The organism is Spiroplasma endosymbiont of Amphimallon solstitiale (assembly GCF_964030965.1).
Classification (GTDB): domain Bacteria; phylum Bacillota_I; class Bacilli_A; order Mycoplasmatales; family VBWQ01; genus Spiroplasma_E.
This window is the reverse complement of record NZ_OZ034999.1, coordinates 205,088-222,427: the sequence shown is the minus strand read 5'-3', so window position 1 is coordinate 222,427 and position 17,340 is coordinate 205,088. Positions and strand designations below refer to the sequence as shown.

General features: G+C 23.4%; 21 protein-coding genes. 10 read left to right on the top strand and 11 right to left on the bottom strand.

All coding sequences use genetic code 4. The features are described 5' to 3' along the window. Positions 1 to 56: 56 nt before the first annotated feature. Genes AAHH39_RS01300 through AAHH39_RS01260 form a run of 9 tightly spaced genes read right to left on the bottom strand, consistent with a single transcriptional unit; the run spans position 57 to position 6,596 of the window. Positions 57 to 1,685, bottom strand: a complete 1,629-nt coding sequence (locus AAHH39_RS01300) for a hypothetical protein (RefSeq protein WP_342218566.1) — start codon at positions 1,683 to 1,685, stop codon at positions 57 to 59. Positions 1,686 to 1,688: 3 nt separating this feature from the next. Beyond that, complete coding sequence (locus AAHH39_RS01295) at positions 1,689 to 3,386, bottom strand: hypothetical protein (protein WP_338956996.1); 1,698 nt, start codon at positions 3,384 to 3,386, stop codon at positions 1,689 to 1,691. Positions 3,387 to 3,400: 14 nt separating this feature from the next. Next, the gene (locus tag AAHH39_RS01290) at positions 3,401 to 4,582 is read right to left on the bottom strand and encodes a hypothetical protein (protein WP_342218072.1); all 1,182 of its coding nucleotides are present in this window, start codon (positions 4,580 to 4,582) and stop codon (positions 3,401 to 3,403) included. A gap of 18 nt (positions 4,583 to 4,600) precedes the next feature. Next, a complete protein-coding gene (locus tag AAHH39_RS01285; protein WP_338957002.1) occupies positions 4,601 to 4,975 on the bottom strand; it encodes a hypothetical protein in 375 nt (124 codons plus the stop codon). Between the two features lie 17 nt (positions 4,976 to 4,992). After that, positions 4,993 to 5,178 carry a hypothetical protein gene (locus AAHH39_RS01280; RefSeq protein WP_174480219.1) on the bottom strand — a complete coding sequence of 62 codons (186 nt, stop codon included), beginning with the start codon at positions 5,176 to 5,178 and terminating at the stop codon, positions 4,993 to 4,995. A 17-nt stretch (positions 5,179 to 5,195) separates the two neighbouring features. Beyond that, entirely contained in the window at positions 5,196 to 5,384 is a 189-nt protein-coding gene (locus tag AAHH39_RS01275) for a hypothetical protein (protein ID WP_338957011.1), read from the bottom strand. Between the two features lie 41 nt (positions 5,385 to 5,425). Beyond that, positions 5,426 to 5,584, bottom strand: coding sequence for a hypothetical protein (locus AAHH39_RS01270; protein ID WP_338957013.1), 159 nt, complete (start codon positions 5,582 to 5,584; stop codon positions 5,426 to 5,428). Between the two features lie 15 nt (positions 5,585 to 5,599). Continuing rightward, positions 5,600 to 6,409, bottom strand: a complete 810-nt coding sequence (locus tag AAHH39_RS01265; RefSeq protein WP_342218488.1) for a hypothetical protein — start codon at positions 6,407 to 6,409, stop codon at positions 5,600 to 5,602. After that, positions 6,396 to 6,596, bottom strand: coding sequence for a hypothetical protein (locus AAHH39_RS01260; protein WP_338957016.1), 201 nt, complete (start codon positions 6,594 to 6,596; stop codon positions 6,396 to 6,398). The genes AAHH39_RS01265 and AAHH39_RS01260 overlap by 14 nt, the downstream gene beginning before the upstream one ends. Positions 6,597 to 7,021: 425 nt before the next feature. On the opposite strand from AAHH39_RS01260, the gene AAHH39_RS01255 reads away from it, so the two are divergent. Together AAHH39_RS01255 and AAHH39_RS01250 are read left to right on the top strand one after the other, a co-directional pair. Further along, positions 7,022 to 8,260 (top strand): IS256 family transposase, encoded by a 1,239-nt coding sequence (locus tag AAHH39_RS01255; protein ID WP_342219303.1) that lies wholly within the window; start codon positions 7,022 to 7,024, stop codon positions 8,258 to 8,260. Between the two features lie 299 nt (positions 8,261 to 8,559). Beyond that, a complete protein-coding gene (locus tag AAHH39_RS01250; protein ID WP_342218565.1) occupies positions 8,560 to 9,435 on the top strand; it encodes a hypothetical protein in 876 nt (291 codons plus the stop codon). Here the strand turns inward: AAHH39_RS01250 and AAHH39_RS01245 are convergent. Then, positions 9,422 to 10,660: an IS256 family transposase gene (locus AAHH39_RS01245; protein ID WP_342219302.1), complete on the bottom strand. Its 1,239-nt coding sequence runs from the start codon at positions 10,658 to 10,660 to the stop codon at positions 9,422 to 9,424. The genes AAHH39_RS01250 and AAHH39_RS01245 overlap by 14 nt on opposite strands. A 262-nt stretch (positions 10,661 to 10,922) precedes the next feature. Between AAHH39_RS01245 and AAHH39_RS01240 the strand changes: the two genes are divergently transcribed. From AAHH39_RS01240 to AAHH39_RS01210, 7 genes are all read left to right on the top strand, one after another. Further along, complete coding sequence (locus AAHH39_RS01240; RefSeq protein WP_342218564.1) at positions 10,923 to 11,189, top strand: hypothetical protein; 267 nt, start codon at positions 10,923 to 10,925, stop codon at positions 11,187 to 11,189. Between the two features lie 47 nt (positions 11,190 to 11,236). Continuing rightward, on the top strand, positions 11,237 to 11,413 hold the full coding sequence (locus AAHH39_RS01235; RefSeq protein WP_342217507.1) for a hypothetical protein: 177 nt from the start codon (positions 11,237 to 11,239) through the stop codon (positions 11,411 to 11,413). Positions 11,414 to 11,415: 2 nt separating this feature from the next. Then, the gene (locus tag AAHH39_RS01230) at positions 11,416 to 12,777 is read left to right on the top strand and encodes a hypothetical protein (protein ID WP_342218563.1); all 1,362 of its coding nucleotides are present in this window, start codon (positions 11,416 to 11,418) and stop codon (positions 12,775 to 12,777) included. Further along, a complete protein-coding gene (locus tag AAHH39_RS01225; RefSeq protein WP_342218562.1) occupies positions 12,707 to 13,441 on the top strand; it encodes a hypothetical protein in 735 nt (244 codons plus the stop codon). Before AAHH39_RS01230 ends, AAHH39_RS01225 begins: the two co-directional genes overlap by 71 nt. A 17-nt stretch (positions 13,442 to 13,458) precedes the next feature. Beyond that, the gene (locus tag AAHH39_RS01220; protein WP_342218561.1) at positions 13,459 to 14,007 is read left to right on the top strand and encodes a hypothetical protein; all 549 of its coding nucleotides are present in this window, start codon (positions 13,459 to 13,461) and stop codon (positions 14,005 to 14,007) included. A 73-nt stretch (positions 14,008 to 14,080) separates the two neighbouring features. Then, positions 14,081 to 14,359: a hypothetical protein gene (locus tag AAHH39_RS01215; protein ID WP_342218560.1), complete on the top strand. Its 279-nt coding sequence runs from the start codon at positions 14,081 to 14,083 to the stop codon at positions 14,357 to 14,359. Positions 14,360 to 14,474: 115 nt separating this feature from the next. Beyond that, complete coding sequence (locus AAHH39_RS01210) at positions 14,475 to 15,713, top strand: IS256 family transposase (protein WP_342219300.1); 1,239 nt, start codon at positions 14,475 to 14,477, stop codon at positions 15,711 to 15,713. Between the two features lie 47 nt (positions 15,714 to 15,760). Here AAHH39_RS01210 and AAHH39_RS01205 read toward each other — a convergent pair whose 3' ends face one another. Next, entirely contained in the window at positions 15,761 to 16,705 is a 945-nt protein-coding gene (locus AAHH39_RS01205; protein ID WP_342217458.1) for an IS30 family transposase, read from the bottom strand. 178 nt (positions 16,706 to 16,883) lie between these two features. On the opposite strand from AAHH39_RS01205, the gene AAHH39_RS01200 reads away from it, so the two are divergent. Next, positions 16,884 to 17,210, top strand: coding sequence for a hypothetical protein (locus tag AAHH39_RS01200; protein WP_342218558.1), 327 nt, complete (start codon positions 16,884 to 16,886; stop codon positions 17,208 to 17,210). The last annotated feature ends 130 nt before the right edge of the window (positions 17,211 to 17,340 follow it).

The window sequence follows — 17,340 nt, the reverse complement described above, 5'->3', positions numbered from 1 at the left end:
AGTATTAAAATTAATTTCAAACGTATCTCATTCACGATTATTTTTACTTTTACTTATTACTTTTCATATTTCTTTATCTTGTTTTTTATCAATATTTGCTTTATTTTCATTAATAGCACCAGCAACAGTTTTATTAATAGTTTCTCTAAATTAGGGATTTCTTGACTTACAGCATTCAATTGAAATGCAATAGGGAATTGTGACTTTACATCTTCTAATTTTTTATCAATTTCTGGTTTTGTATAATATTTAGTTGGGTCAACTCCACCACCACTATCTTTAATTCATTGTTTAATAAATTTAGTTGGTGGAATATCTAAATCACCCGTAAATAAACCAGTTCCTAATTCTTTATATTGTAAAACTTTATAAGTAATATCTTCTTTAATTAAAGATAATTTATCTTGTTTTTTATCTAATAAATTATTAGTTTCTAGTTTTGTATAATAATCACGTTCAGTATTTTCTTCTGCTATAAATTCAGTTGGTGTTCCAGTACCTTGATATTGATATATATTATGAATTATTGGTGTATACTTTTTTGTGCTATTAGCAACAATAAATTTTATTAAATTATCATCATATAATAACATTACTTTGTCAATATTAACATCAATTTTTTCAATTATTATTTGTCTATTTTCTATTTGATGATTAGTAATTCTTATATTAGATTTAGTTAATTTATTATTACTTATAATAAGTTGTTTACTATCGATAAAATAATATGTTCAATCAATAATATATCATATATCTGTTTTAATATTTTCATTTTTAACTTTTTTTCATAAAGGACTAGTTTCAATATTAAATCAATTATTTTTAATATCATCAATATTTTGTTTATTAATATCAACTTTATTTTCTAATAATTTAATACTATTTTCATTAGTAGTAATTCTTTTTTGTTGTTTAGCAGAAAAGTCAGCAGTCGCAGCATGAGTAAAATCACCAATTTGTGGATTATTTTGTAATGCTTCTGGTGGTAATGTACCAATTTCATCAGGTCAATCTAAAATCATTGTTTCAGTTTTTGGGTCATAATCAGTTGCAACATAACCTTTATTTATAAAGTTTGTAACACGACCCCTATATATCTCATTTTCGTTATCATTAACTAAATCATCATATAATTTTATTTGTTTTGATAATGTAAATTCTTTTTGTTCTTTAATTAATTCATCAACTTGATTTCTAGTATAAAATACTTTTAAGTCAATTTTTTCAATATCTATTTCATCTTGATTATAATTTGAAAATACTTGTTTTAATTCTGTTAATCTTGCTCATATTTTCATTCTACTTGGTGCTAAATCTCAAACATTAATTGTAGGAATACTACTTGCATTAAATGATGTACCATTATTGAATTGAATAGTAGCATCAACATTAAATTCAATTGGTGTACGATTAAATACTCAATGTTCAACCATTACATAAACCATATCTCTTAATGTTTCTTTAATTAATTCATCTTTAAAACTATCAAAAGGAAATTTAGATAAAATAAAATCAAGATAAGCATTAATATCATTTTGAGCGCGAATAGCAAAAGTTGTAAATCAGTCTTTTACATTAGGTCATGTATTTATATATTGCGGTGGAGTTTCTGTAATTTTTCCAGTTAATGGATATCAGTTATTATAATTTTCAAGACTGACATCAGTTCAAAGTTTATTAATCATAATTTATCATTCCTTAAAAAATGCTTTTTTATAATGTTTAGTTTTTGTTTTAGTTTTCCTATGTGATATATGGATAATTTCTTTTTGTAATTTTTTCTTACCTTTTTCTACAACTTGACTATATGCAAATTTTTCTAAATGATGTAATAGTCCAGTACCAAATAAAGTATTAACTGAAAATTTTAAACCAACACTTTTAAATGATTTATTAATATTTTCAATAGGATTATTAATAACATTTACTACTTTATGATAAGTTCTAATAGTTCTAAATATTTCTCTATATACTTTAAAACTATCTCTAATTACTTGTTGCACCACTGGTGGAGCAAATGCTATTGCTTTTAATCATTTATTACGATTAACACCATAACCAATGTATCAACCACTATATCAACGATATCAATGAAATGGATGTATTTGAGTAACAAAAGTTTTTGCTTTAAGAATACTATCAACAACTGTAATTGGTTTATACTTAGGATTACGATGATAAATAGTAATTGCACATTTGTCTAATGATAAAGGTTGAATTTTACAACCCATAAATACTGGTGAATTTAGTGGAATTAATTGTGCATGTTTAATTGCTCTTTTTTCTGCACTAGTAAATAAATCTGTTGCTTTTTCTTTTAATTTATTAATTTTTTCAAATGCTTGTTTTTCTAATTTTTCAAATTTTTCTTGTAATTTATATATACTTTCTCGTAATTTTTCAAAATATGGTGTATCTTTTCAAAATTTATTTAAACCTTTTTTTAAATAAAATCTAATATCAAAATACTTAAAAATTTTATTTGCATTTAAAACAATTTTATGAATTGAACTATTTTTAAAATTAAATTTAATAGCATTAGCACGAATTTTTTGTAAATCTAAAATTAAAGTTTTTCCATATCTATTCTCTGTATGTATTGTATGAACTAAATTTAATCAATCATGTTGGTTCATTTTTAATACTTCTTTTAATTCAGTATTATATTTTTTTAAAAAGTTATTTGCTTTTTCAATATCTTTAATTTTAAACTTTGGAGTTAATTGTGGACTTAATTTTATTAATGTATTTTGTAATGATAAATATTCTTTTATTTGTTGTGATTTTAAAGATTTAAAATTATTTTTAAATTGTTTTTCAGCAACATAACCTAAATTTTGTGTTATTGTTTCACGATTAGGTGCCAAACTATAATTAAATAAATAACGTTTATTACCAATGATTTTATCTGTTAAAATTTCTTTTCCACTTACTTGACTAATAATTTCTTGTAAATTTTTTGCTTCTTTAACACCAATTTGTTCTAATGTTTTAGTTTTTTGTGCTAACTTAATAAATTTAGTAGTACGATAACCACGACTAATTTTATTAATTCCAACAAATGCAGGTAATATATTAAAAAAAGTATTTAATGGTGTTACATTTCCTTTTAAATAATCATAAACTTGATTAATAGTAAAATCAGTTGTAGCATAAATACCAAAATTAATAGTACTTGCAATAAAATCACTTGCACCTAATCCAAGTGCTATACTTTCACTTAAACCACCAGTAAAAGGAGCAAGTGCTACTGCTATTACTTGTACACCAATCATTTCTAAAATTTCTCATCAAAAACTTTTATTTTCTTGTTGGTTACTTGTTCTAGTATGTTTTGGTTTATTTATGTTTAAAAGTATTGCTGTACTAGTTGTACCAATTGGCATGATATTAATTTCCTTTATTTAAGAGTTATTTTAATTGGATTTGTTGTTCCTTTATAATTTAAGTCATTAATATTTGCAGTAATAGTTATATATAAGTCACCTGCTTTTTGTTTTTGATTACTTACATTAGTTTTTCCTTGTGCATCACTAAAATATTTAATAGTTGGATTTGTTAAATTTGGATTTAATGATTTAAGTTCATTAGTACTTTTTATTTCTGTATTTAATTCATTGTTATTGTTATTACCATTTGCAGTAATATCAGTTGTTAAATTTGTAATCTTAGTTTTTAAATCATTTTTATCATTATTAACAATTGCACATAACATTCAGCGTGAAGTTGTTTCTTCATCTGTTATATAGGGTATTGATTCACCAGTTACTTCTCCACCAACTAAATATCTTCTTCCAACTTTACCATCAGCAATATCTTGAACATATACAACTGTATTTTGTAACATATATCTTTTCATTGCTCTTGGTGTTGCTAAAACAAAAGACATAATTTTAGTTTCATTATTATCAGTAAATGTCATATAATCATCCATTACAATTTGACATAGTACACCTTTAATATATAAATCATTTCCATTTAATCTTAATTGTTGAGCAATCTGATTATCAGTAATTAATCCTTTATTATTAGCTAAATAAACAATACTATCATAAAGATTATTAGTAATAAAAAAACGACAATTATTACTATTTCTTAGTTGAAATAAAGTATTTCAAGCATCTAACATTGATTTTAAATATCCTACTGGTGATTTATCAGTAATGTCTATTTTAGTTGCATATTTTGTAATTACATTTGTATCATTATTTGCTAAATAATCTGCTAAGTCATTAGCAACTTCATATTGCATTGTATTTAATAAATTTTGTCCATTTTCAGCATTTAAATCAACATTAGCAATTATTTCACCCGCAACTGCTTCTTCTTTAATTTCTTTTAAAATTTTAATAGTTTCAGCATAACTAACATCTAATCCTTTGCTTTTATCATTTCATTTTAATACTTTAATTTCTGAATTTTTTGGTTTTTTAACTATAAATTCAATTTTTGTTGAATTAACCATTTCGATAGGAAAAAAACTTGCTCATGGTGAATTTGATTGTTTATAAAATTCTATAAACTCTGGTGCTTCTACTAATTTTTCGGTATTATCTAAATTTTTATTGAATTGTATTGCCATTTTTTGATTTCCTTTCTGTTATAAATTATTATTTTTTTTATAATCCAATAATGTACTTTTTATTGAACTTGGTTGATTTGTTATTATTGTTTGTGGTTTGCCACCTGTATTAATTGTTTCTTTAAATACTGGTTGTTCTTTAATGATTTTTTTAATAGTTTCTTCAATTTTTGAATTTTCTAAATTATTAGTTTTAAATTTTAAAAAATCATAAAATTCACTTTTAACTTGATATTTTTTAAATATATTAATTATTTCTTTTTCTTTAATTTCTTGATTAAGTTTATTTAACTTATTTTCTGCTTCATTAACTTTATTTTCTATTTCTTGTTGAGCATTATTTTCAGTTAAAGGTTCAGTTGTTTGTTGAACATTATTTTCATTTTCTAACATTTAACATTCTCCTAATCTTATCCCAATAATCAATCTTTAACTAATTGTGGCATTTCACTTATTAGTTTTTTATAATCATTAACAGCATTTTCTAATGTATTGATATCAGAAAATTTAAAACAATTATCAATATGTAAATCAAAATCTCTATCAATACTGATATCTTGTTTTCTATATTTTTCATTAAATTCAATTTTTGTCATATTATTTTTCTCCTTTATTATTTATTTTCTTTATTAATCTTTTCATTTAATTTTGCTAATTTTTTTTGATGTTTGATAATTTTGTTATTTGCTCTAACATGTTTTGGAGTTGTAATAAATCGTTTTAATAAAACAATAATTTCTCTGCAAATTAATATACCAGTGCTTATTCCAATTGTTTCAAGTGCTTTTAAAAATTCTTTCATTTTTATATTTTCCTTTCAATTTTTTATTTTTTTATTTTTGATTATTCATCAAATTCACCTTTATTAATTTTTTCAATCATATATTTTGTGTCTATTAAAATATTTTTAGCTATACCTTCATTCAGTCGTATTTCTTGTAAATCTTTTTCATGTTGTTTTAATTTATCATTGTAATATTCAAGTAATTTTTCTTTATTCATTATTTTTCACCTCCTTTATAAACTCATGTGATTATAATCTCAATTTAATGAAGCATTATCATTATTTAATAGTGCTTCGCTTATATTACCACTACCATATTGACTTGATGTTTCACTATTAATAGTAAATCTATTATCATTTATTAATCTTGCAGTTTCATTTGTAAATGAAGTTTCTTGCATTTCTCTATTATGATTTGTTTCTATTGGAAGTAAATTATGGATAATTTCACTTACACCAGCAATTATGGTAGGTACTGCATAAGAATTATTAAAATCATTATTAATACCCATAGCAACACCACTTGATATTAAACATCCACCAGTTGCCATATTACAAATTTTTCTTATTGCTTCAAATTTATTAGGTATTAATTCTAGAATTCCACTAATAAGATTTGATATACCATAAGCATTTAAACTAATATATGTATCTCAATCCATTAATGACTGATTTTCTTGTTTATTTAATAGTAATCATGGAGGACCTTCTGTTGTAGTTGTAGTAGTTATTGGAGTTGGTGTTGTTGGAATAATAGGATTAATATTATTTTCTGTTCATTTACTATAATTTGCTAAACCAATTGTTCCTAAACCTAAAATAATTTTTTTAGAACTATTAATTAATTTAGTTTTTGTATTTGGTCTTTGATTTAAATTTCATATATCTAAACCTAATTTTTTACCAAATAATAAACTATTAATTGAACCTAATATTGGATTTGCAATTACTTGACCATAATAAGCACTTGTACCAATCATTGCACAAATAGGACTTATACCAGTTCTAATTAATTTAGTTAAAGTATAATTATTTGTTTCCATTTTTTTCTCCTTGTATTTCTAATTGTAATAATTTTTCTAAAACATAATTATTTTTATCAAATTCTCTAATAAGTCATTTTTTTGTTTCTTTTCTATTATTAGTACAAAGAATTAATCTTTCTATCATATTAATTAATTCTTTTTTATCTGCTCTATCAAAAATTACTTTTAAAATTTCATCTAACATAATTTATTCTCCTTTATTTGTTTTTATCAGTTCTCTTATAACATCTAATAAGGAATCTACTACATAAGAATTTAATTCAAATTCATAATTTCTAATTTTAATTTTTTCCTTTTGCATTTGTTTATTCTCCTTTAATTTCTAATTTTTTAACTGTTACTTTAATTCAACCTTGATAAACATCATTATCACCAACTATTAATGCAACATTACTTTCGGGGTCAGAAACAATTATGTGTTTTGATTTAACATTTGGATATTGTCTTAAAATAATTGCTCTAATATCATTACTTGTATGAATTGCTTTTGGAAATGGTGATAATATTTCAATTTCGGCAATGTTTAGTAATCTGTGTAACTTACAAAAATAACTATGTTTAATTAATTCTAGTAAATATAATTAAATGACTAGAAAGAGTGAGTTACAGATGGCTAAAAAACAAAATATTAATAATAATGATCCAATATCAAAAGCAGTAGATTTATTATTAGAAAATACTGAAGATTTAACAACAGTTTTTAAAGAAGGGGGTTTATATAAAGAATTAACAAAACGTTTAGTTGAAAAAATGTTGAATTCTGAAATGCAAAATTATTTAGGATATGAAAAAAATCAACATAGTAATACTGAAAATGCTCGTAATGGTACAAGTTCAAAAAAATTAATAACTCAACAAGGTAAAATTGAGATTGATGTACCAAGAGATCGCAATAGTGATTTTACTCCTTTAATAGTTGCAAAAAGACAGCGAAGATTTGATGGTTTTGATCAACAAGTGCTTTCACTATATGCAAAAGGTATGACTCTATCTGACATTAGAATGCAGTTACAAGAGTTATATCATGGTGCTGATATTAGTGAAAGTGTTATTAGTCAAATTACTGATGATGTTATTGATGATGTCAAAGCATGACAAAATCGACCATTAGAAAGTATTTATCCTATTGTTTACTTTGATTGTATAGTAGTTAAAGTAAGACAAGATAAACGCATTATTAACAAATCAGTTTATATAGCATTAGTAGTTGATTTAGAAGGCAAAAAAGATGTTTTAGGCTTATGAATTAGTGAAAATGAAGGTGCTAAATTTTGATTATCTAATTTGACAGAAATGAAAAATCGAGGCTTAAATGATATTCTTATTGCTTGTAGTGACAATTTAACAGGCATGTCAGAAGCAATACAATCAGTTTATCCTAAAACAGAACATCAATTATGCATTGTTCATCAAATTCGAAATAGTTTAAAATATGTTTCATACAAACATCGAAAAACTTTAGTTACAGATTTAAAGCCAATTTATACTGCATGTAGTGAAGAACAAGCAATGCAAGCTTTAGAATCATTTGAAAGTAAATGAAATAAACAATATCCTCAAATTGCTAAATCTTGATATAAAAATTGAGAAAATTTAATGGTTTTTATTAGTTATCCTGTAGAAATCAAAAGAGTAATTTATACTACAAATGCTATTGAATCTGTTAATAGTCAATTAAGAAAAGTTATCAGAAATAAAAAAGTTTTTCCTAATGATATGTCAGTTTTCAAAATATTTTATTTAGCAATTGAAAATATAACAAAAAAATGAACATTGCCTATTCAAAATTGAAATACAGCAATTGCTCATTTTATGATAAAATTTGAAGACAGAATTAATCTAAACTAGTACTTTGTAAAACAAAGATACACAGATTTCTAAAAAGCCTCGACAAATTACTTATGATTTTATAGTTAATAAACATTATAGAGTTTATTATTCTTGAAGTATATATAATCCAGTTTATACTATTCAAGAATTTATTATAACGGATAATAAAATTGCTGGTGTACCAATACAAACCTTTAATGATAGTGTTAATATAGTAATTTTATCAGTTCAACATGCTAAATTGATTACTATTTATAGTGGAAAAGGTAATTTAAAAGGTAATGTATGAAAATTAGAAGAATTACAGGAATAATATTATGAATAAAGAATTTACTTATTTACATGAAATTAGTTATTGATTATTAAATAAAAGTGATTTTACTCATAGTGAATATAATTTAAGTGGAAGTAGATATTCAAGTAAAACATATAGTATTGCAGAAGAATTAGCAATATTAATAGCAATTTCAATTAAAGTTAATAAATCAATTGCTATATATTGTTTTAGAAAATTAAATAAAGATATTAATGAATTAACAAAAGAAATTGATGAAGCTTTAATTAATATTAGTTTTGATTATAAAGATTTTACTTTAAAATATCCAAATAAACAAGCAGATTTTCGTTTTAAAGGTTCAAAATCATTTATTAGAGTTATGGGTGTATATAGTAATAGTAATGATAGAATACCACTTAAAGGTCTTTCTCGTAGTGAAATAAAAGGTTTTGATTTAGCAATAGAATGATGTGAAGAAGCAAATGAATTTAGTCAACAAGAATTTCAAGCAATTACATTTGCATTAGGTAATGCTAAAAAAACTATTAAAATTAGAAGTTGTAATCCAGATAATATTTATCAATATTTTATTGAATATATGAATAAAATTGTACCTTTTAATTTAGATTTAATGAAAGAAAATAATGAACAAATTAAATCAGTATTTGATAATAATATTTTTAAATTATTTCATTATTCAAATTGAAAATTAAATGAACATAATTTAAAACAAGATAAAATTAATGATTTAGAAGAATTAAAAATACTTGATCCTATTAAAGCGCAAAGTTGATATTATGGTGTACCTAGTGTTTTAACTGGTTCTATATTTGCAAGATATTTAGATAAACTTAAAACTGAGAGGCTTTTTAGAAATCTGTGTATCTTTGTTTTACAAAGTACTAGTTTAGATTAATTCTGTCTTCAAATTTTATCATAAAATGAGCAATTGCTGTATTTCAATTTTGAATAGGCAATGTTCATTTTTTTGTTATATTTTCAATTGCTAAATAAAATATTTTGAAAACTGACATATCATTAGGAAAAACTTTTTTATTTCTGATAACTTTTCTTAATTGACTATTAACAGATTCAATAGCATTTGTAGTATAAATTACTCTTTTGATTTCTACAGGATAACTAATAAAAACCATTAAATTTTCTCAATTTTTATATCAAGATTTAGCAATTTGAGGATATTGTTTATTTCATTTACTTTCAAATGATTCTAAAGCTTGCATTGCTTGTTCTTCACTACATGCAGTATAAATTGGCTTTAAATCTGTAACTAGAGTTTTTCGATGTTTGTATGAAACATATTTTAAACTATTTCGAATTTGATGAACAATGCATAATTGATGTTCTGTTTTAGGATAAACTGATTGTATTGCTTCTGACATGCCTGTTAAATTGTCACTACAAGCAATAAGAATATCATTTAAGTCTCGATTTTTCATTTCTGTCAAATTAGATAATCAAAATTTAGCACCTTCATTTTCACTAATTCATAAGCCTAAAACATCTTTTTTGCCTTCTAAATCAACTACTAATGCTATATAAACTGATTTGTTAATAATGCGTTTATCTTGTCTTACTTTAACTACTATACAATCAAAGTAAACAATAGGATAAATACTTTCTAATGGTCGATTTTGTCATGCTTTGACATCATCAATAACATCATCAGTAATTTGACTAATAACACTTTCACTAATATCAGCACCATGATATAACTCTTGTAACTGCATTCTAATGTCAGATAGAGTCATACCTTTTGCATATAGTGAAAGCACTTGTTGATCAAAACCATCAAATCTTCGCTGTCTTTTTGCAACTATTACAGGAGTAAAATCACTATTGCGATCTCTTGGTATATCAATCTCAATTTTACCTTGTTGAGTTATTAATTTTTTTGAACTTGTACCATTACGAGCATTTTCAGTATTACTATGTTGATTTTTTTCATATCCTAAATAATTTTGCATTTCAGAATTCAACATTTTTTCAACTAAACGTTTTGTTAATTCTTTATATAAACCCCCTTCTTTAAAAACTGTTGTTAAATCTTCAGTATTTTCTAATAATAAATCTACTGCTTTTGATATTGGATCATTATTATTAATATTTTGTTTTTTAGCCATCTGTAACTCACTCTTTCTAGTCATTTAATTATATTTACTAGAATTAATTAAACATAGTTATTTTTGTAAGTTACACAGATTACTAAACATTGCCAAAACTGAATTAGATTTTAATGTTAATGAAATAGTTGGTGGTTTAGATTTAGGTTTTGCTACAAGTTCACAAGCTCATCCTACAGTTGCTGTTTTATGTTTTATTGGTGAAAATGAAAAAACTAGAAGAATACATCAAGAAAGTGAATTTTATCATAGTAATGTTATTATGAAATTTAAAGATACTTATGAATTAGCAAATAATATTATTGATTATTATTTAGATGAAAGTATTAAATTTCAAGCAATGAAATTTGGATTTACTTGTTATGTTGATTATGGTAGTGGTGGATTAGCAGTTATTGATATTTTAAAAAAAGAAGTAGAAAAAAGAAAAATTAATTGATTAAATTTTACTCCAGTAGATAAAACTACAATGTATTTAAGAGATAGAATTGATTGAGATACTATTTGTATGATTAAAGGTATATTATAAGTATTAATTGAAAAAGATGTCCTAATACACATGAAGAATTATCAAAAATGCAATGATTAGCAAAATCTAAATTAGAAAATTCAAATAATGAACCACAAATGCTTGATTTATATGATAATTGTTGAGATGCAAGAATGTATGCTTCAATGCATAAAATGAAATGATTAATTAATAATATTAATAATGAATTATTAATTAATAAAAATAAATTTGGAGAGTGATAAAAATGAATAATCCATTAGAATATCTTTCTTGTAATAGAAGAGAATGATATAGTGATATTCCTATGAGAATTGCTCAAAAATCAACTAAATTATGATTAGGTAAAGGTTTATTATTTGATAGTGAAAAAGAAAATATTTTAAAATATTTTACTAATAAAATTATTAGTGATAAATGATTTGAAAAATTATATAAATTTGGAATACAAGAAAGTTTACTTGGAAAAGTATATATAATGCCTATTATTTATAAAGATAATAGTACAAGTTTAAAAGTATTACCTAATTCATTTGCTGGTAGAGTTGCTAAATATAATGAAGAAGAACAATGTGCAGAATTCTTTTTTATAAATGAACAAGCAGATAGTGCAACTTTAACTTGAGTAATTGCTGAAAATGGAAAAATAAGATTTGAAACTTATAAAAATGATGATAAAAATGAAAAAGAAATTATTTTAGGAACAGCACATACAAAATTAAAACCTAATTTAATACCAAAATATAGTTATGAAATTAAAAATCCTTGAAATTATTTACCAATATTAGAAATAACAAATTTACCAATGGTTAATTTTTATGGTAATTCAACAACTTTAAATGCTTATCCAGATACTTATCCAGTTTGAAATTTAATTGAATATTATCATAAATCATATACTCAAAGAAATGTTGATAGAGAATTAAATGTTACTACTTTATTTGGTGCATTTGATAATGAAACTGTTAAAAATATGATTGAACATGGAAAAATAATTGATAATCCTAAAAAAAATATTGTAGTTAATGTTGGTACTGCTGGATATAATAAATCTGGTGCTGGTGGTATGGAAGTTATTCAAGGTGATTTTAAAGCTAGTAATTATATTTTAGATAAAGATGATTTAGGAAAAGATATTTGAAATGGTGCAGGGTATGATTATAATGAATTTTCTGGTGTAAATTATGAAAATAAAATTAAATCATTATTTAATAATAAAAATGATATGGAAACTACAGAAACTAAAATAAGTCATTATTCATATTATTTTTATAGATTTTTTGATATGTTATTAATTCATGAAAATTTATGAAATGGTATTGGTGATAGACCTTATAGTTTTAAATTTTTACCTATTGCTATGACTGACCAATTATTAAAACAAGAAATGATTAGTCAAAGATTAGTAGATAGAACAATATCATATACACAAGCTATTGCTGAATTAGATGAAGTAACAAAACAACAAGCAAAAAAACATTATAAAGAAATAATGGAAGAAGATAAAGAAGAAATAAAATTATTAGGAGAAAAAGAAAATGATACATCAACAAATTCAATTAATGAAACATCTACATCTTCAATTAAAAAGACAACAATTGCTAATTAAAAGATGTAGTTATTGAAAAATATTTCCATTTATTATTAATAATGGTGCAATTCCTTTAACTGAAACTGGTTATAAACCAATTAATAGTAAAATAAGTGATTTTGGTCAATATGAATTAATATTAACTGGTACTACTCCAGTTGTATGTATTTGAAAAAATAGTACAAAAATATATCAAAAAAATAAAGGTAAAATTGACCCTATAACTCATAAACGTAGTGGACAAGATGAATTTTATACAAAACAATATAAAATTGGTGATTATTGAAATGCTTATTTAATTGATGATACAAGTGGTGTTGATTTTAGTAATTTACCAAATAATCAAATATTTAAAACAGTACAAACAAAAAGACAATATACTTTAGTAATGTTTGAAGAACATATTACAATTGATGATTATTTACAATTTTTTGTTGTATTTAATGATGAAAATGAAAATATTGGTGGTAATAGTGGTAAAAATCAAGATAGACAATTATTATATATTTCAAATGTAACAAATTATTATAGTCCTTATAATGGTGCATTTAGTATGCAAGTTTTAACTTTTAGTAGTTTAAATGATAGAGTAGTTTCTACTGGTCAAAATACACTTGATTTTGTACAATATGCAAGCCCGGGTAGTGGTTATGCTTCCCTACTATTGAAAAAGGAAAAGTAACCTTAAATCGTACTTTAATGCGTGATATAGGAGTAAGATATAGTCATAGACAATCATATGGATTAGAATTATTATCAAGTTGTTATTATTATGGAAGACCAATAATTCAAGGACAAGAGCCTATTCAACAAAATAATGAAGAAATATTTGAAAGTAAAGTATTTGCTTCAAGAAGATTATTTATTGCTGGTAATAATGAAAAATCTACAACTAATATTAAAAATAATGGTGGTTTACTTGCTGGAATAAATGATAAAATAACAACAAGTAGTCATCCAGAAACTACATTTTATAATATTATGAATGCACAACCTACTGGATTTACTAATTTTAAAAATTTTACAGAATGATTAAAAACTTCATTAAATTTTCAAGATAATTTATTTGTAACAAAAGATTTTAAAGGTATGCTTTCTTTTGATAAAGATAAAGCAAGATTAAGTAATGGTACATCAGTAGGAGAAGCTAAATTTTTTTGAGATAGTGAATGAAATATAAATAATATCTCTGGTAATTATAATGTAGATATGTCAAGTTGCATTAAGTGATATTCCTTTAATTGGTAAATTATTAAATGCTTTAACATTAGGTATTTGAAGTAGTTGAGTTATTACTCAAAATGCTCAACAATATAAAAAAATGTTATATTTTAATGGCTTTATGTCAGCATTTTTTACAAGTAATTTAGAAAGTATTATTGGTAATGGTGGTTTAATTCCATTAAATGCTTTTACAAATGATAATGATTTTACTATTGGTAAATTATTAGGTGCAAATGTTTCAACAACTGCTATGACTATGAAATTAAGTGATAGAGTAAGTGTTTATCCATGAGACCCTACCAATGGTAAAAAATTAGAAGTTAAAGAACAAATAAGTACAGTTGATTTATCACAAAAGAAAAATCCTGAATTGTAAATATAAATGGGACAGTTTATTGGCAATGTTTAGTAATCTGTGTAACTTACAAAAATAACTATGTTTAATTAATTCTAGTAAATATAATTAAATGACTAGAAAGAGTGAGTTACAGATGGCTAAAAAACAAAATATTAATAATAATGATCCAATATCAAAAGCAGTAGATTTATTATTAGAAAATACTGAAGATTTAACAACAGTTTTTAAAGAAGGGGGTTTATATAAAGAATTAACAAAACGTTTAGTTGAAAAAATGTTGAATTCTGAAATGCAAAATTATTTAGGATATGAAAAAAATCAACATAGTAATACTGAAAATGCTCGTAATGGTACAAGTTCAAAAAAATTAATAACTCAACAAGGTAAAATTGAGATTGATGTACCAAGAGATCGCAATAGTGATTTTACTCCTGTAATAGTTGCAAAAAGACAGCGAAGATTTGATGGTTTTGATCAACAAGTGCTTTCACTATATGCAAAAGGTATGACTCTATCTGACATTAGAATGCAGTTACAAGAGTTATATCATGGTGCTGATATTAGTGAAAGTGTTATTAGTCAAATTACTGATGATGTTATTGATGATGTCAAAACATGACAAAATCGACCATTAGAAAGCATTTATCCGATTGTTTATTTTGATTGTATAGTAGTTAAAGTTCGACAAGATAAACGGATTATTAATAAATCAGTTTATATAGCATTAGGAGTTGATTTAGAAGGTAAAAAAGATGTTTTAGGCTTATGAATTAGTGAAAATGAAGGTGCTAAATTTTGATTAGCTAATTTCACAGAAATGAAAAATCGAGGCTTAAATGATATTTTGATTGCTTGTAGTGATAATTTAACAGGCATGTCAGAAGCAATACAAGCAGTTTATCCTAAAACAGAACATCAATTATGCATTGTTCATCAAATTCGAAATAGTTTAAAATATGTTTCATACAAACATCGAAAAACTCTAGTTACAGATTTAAAACCAATTTATAGTGCATGTAGTGAAGAACAAGCAATGCAAGCTTTAGAATCATTTGAAAGTAAATGAAATAAACAATATCCCCAAATTGCTAAATCTTGATATAAAAATTGAGAAAATTTGATGATTTTTATTAGTTATCCTGCAGAAATCAAAAGAGTAATTTATACAACAAATGCTATTGAATCTGTTAATAGTCAATTACGAAAAGTTATTAGAAACAAAAAAGCTTTTCCTAATGATATGTCAGTTTTTAAAATATTTTATTTAGCAATTGAAAATATAACAAAAAAATGAACATTGCCTATTCAAAATTGAAATACAGCAATTGCTCATTTTATGATAAAATTTGAAGACAGAATTAATCTGAACTAGTACTTTGTAAAACAAAGATACACAGATTTCTAAAAAGCCTCAGTTTTTTAAAATAATTGTATTAAATCTATTGGTCTTTTATAAGATAGTGATTTTCTGGGTGTAGAATTAATTTGAAATGCTATAGTATTTAAATCTTTTTGTTTATATGAAGATAGATCTGTAGATTTTGGTAAATATCTTCTTAAAATACCATTATTATTTTCATTTAAACCTCTTTGACAAGGTTTACCAGGATCTGCAAAATAAATCTTAACATTACAATTTTTTTCGATTAATTTTCATTTACTAAATTCTTTACCACGATCAAAAGTAATAGTTTTAACTGTTCCTTTTTGTAACTTTGAAATAAATTTTATTATACTTTTTGTAATATTTTCTGATTTATTATTTTTAGTTGCTAAAGGAATTGTGGTTTTTGATCATATATCAGCTAAAGTAATAATAGAACTTTTATGATCTTTACCAATGATAGTATCACCCTCTAAATGACCAAATTCTTCTATATTTTTAATATTAGGAATGATTAAATTTCTTTCATGAATAGACTTACAATTATTAATTCTGCCCCTAGTTTCTTTTTGTTTGTGAGGTTTATTTTTTCCTTTTCTCAATAAGTTATTTTCATCAAAACCCATTCGATTTGTTTTAAACATGTTATATAAAGTTTTTGTTGAAATACTTTTTATTTTATTTTCCTTTAAAAAATTAGCAATTATATCAAGAGCATAATTTTTAGTAATTAACAAATGATTAATAGTATTAATTTCTATTAAAGTTAAAATTATTAATTTTCTACCTGCATTTTGTTTATTTTTTTGAATTTTATTCAATATTTCTAATGGTAATAAGTTTTGATTTAATAATCTACAAACTCTATGTACAGTTGATTTACTATAATCAATGGCTTTTGCTATTTTACGAATCGAAAATCCATAACTTTTATATTCTTTTATTGCTATTATTGATTCAATAGTCAGATACTTATACATTGTGCTAATTCCTTTCTTTTCTTAATTATAGAATTAACACAATTTAATTTTTATATAAGTGTCCTTTTTAATTTTACAATTCAGGAAAAAATGAAAAGTTAACTAGTTATGCAGTAAGTCTAATATTTGTAAAAATATTAAATATTTATTTACTTGATTAATATCAATAGTATCCTCAATGACACTTGATAGTTATTTTGATATTATTACTGCTCAAATAAGTGCTAACAAAAAAATAGATTTTATAAAAGATTTAAAACTACTAATAACTAAAGAAAATATAATAGTTGCAATAATAGCCCAAATTGGTTTTTCATTTAAACTTAATATTACTGATTTTTGCTGAGAAAAATTTAAAAATACATATACTTGTCAAACATTAAGTTATATATGTAATTTTCCTAAAAAATATTATCAGTCTGTTTACTCAAACAATTCAATTTTCCAATTAAATTCAAATATTACTGAAGAAAATTTAGAAAAATTATTATGAAAAATTTGATAAAAATATTAAAATCTTAGAAAAAATAAATATTAAATTAAATGATACTATTGATACAAGTAATCGATTAAATATTAATAAAATTAATAATTCTCAACTACCACCATTATTAAAAACACTACAAAAAATAGAA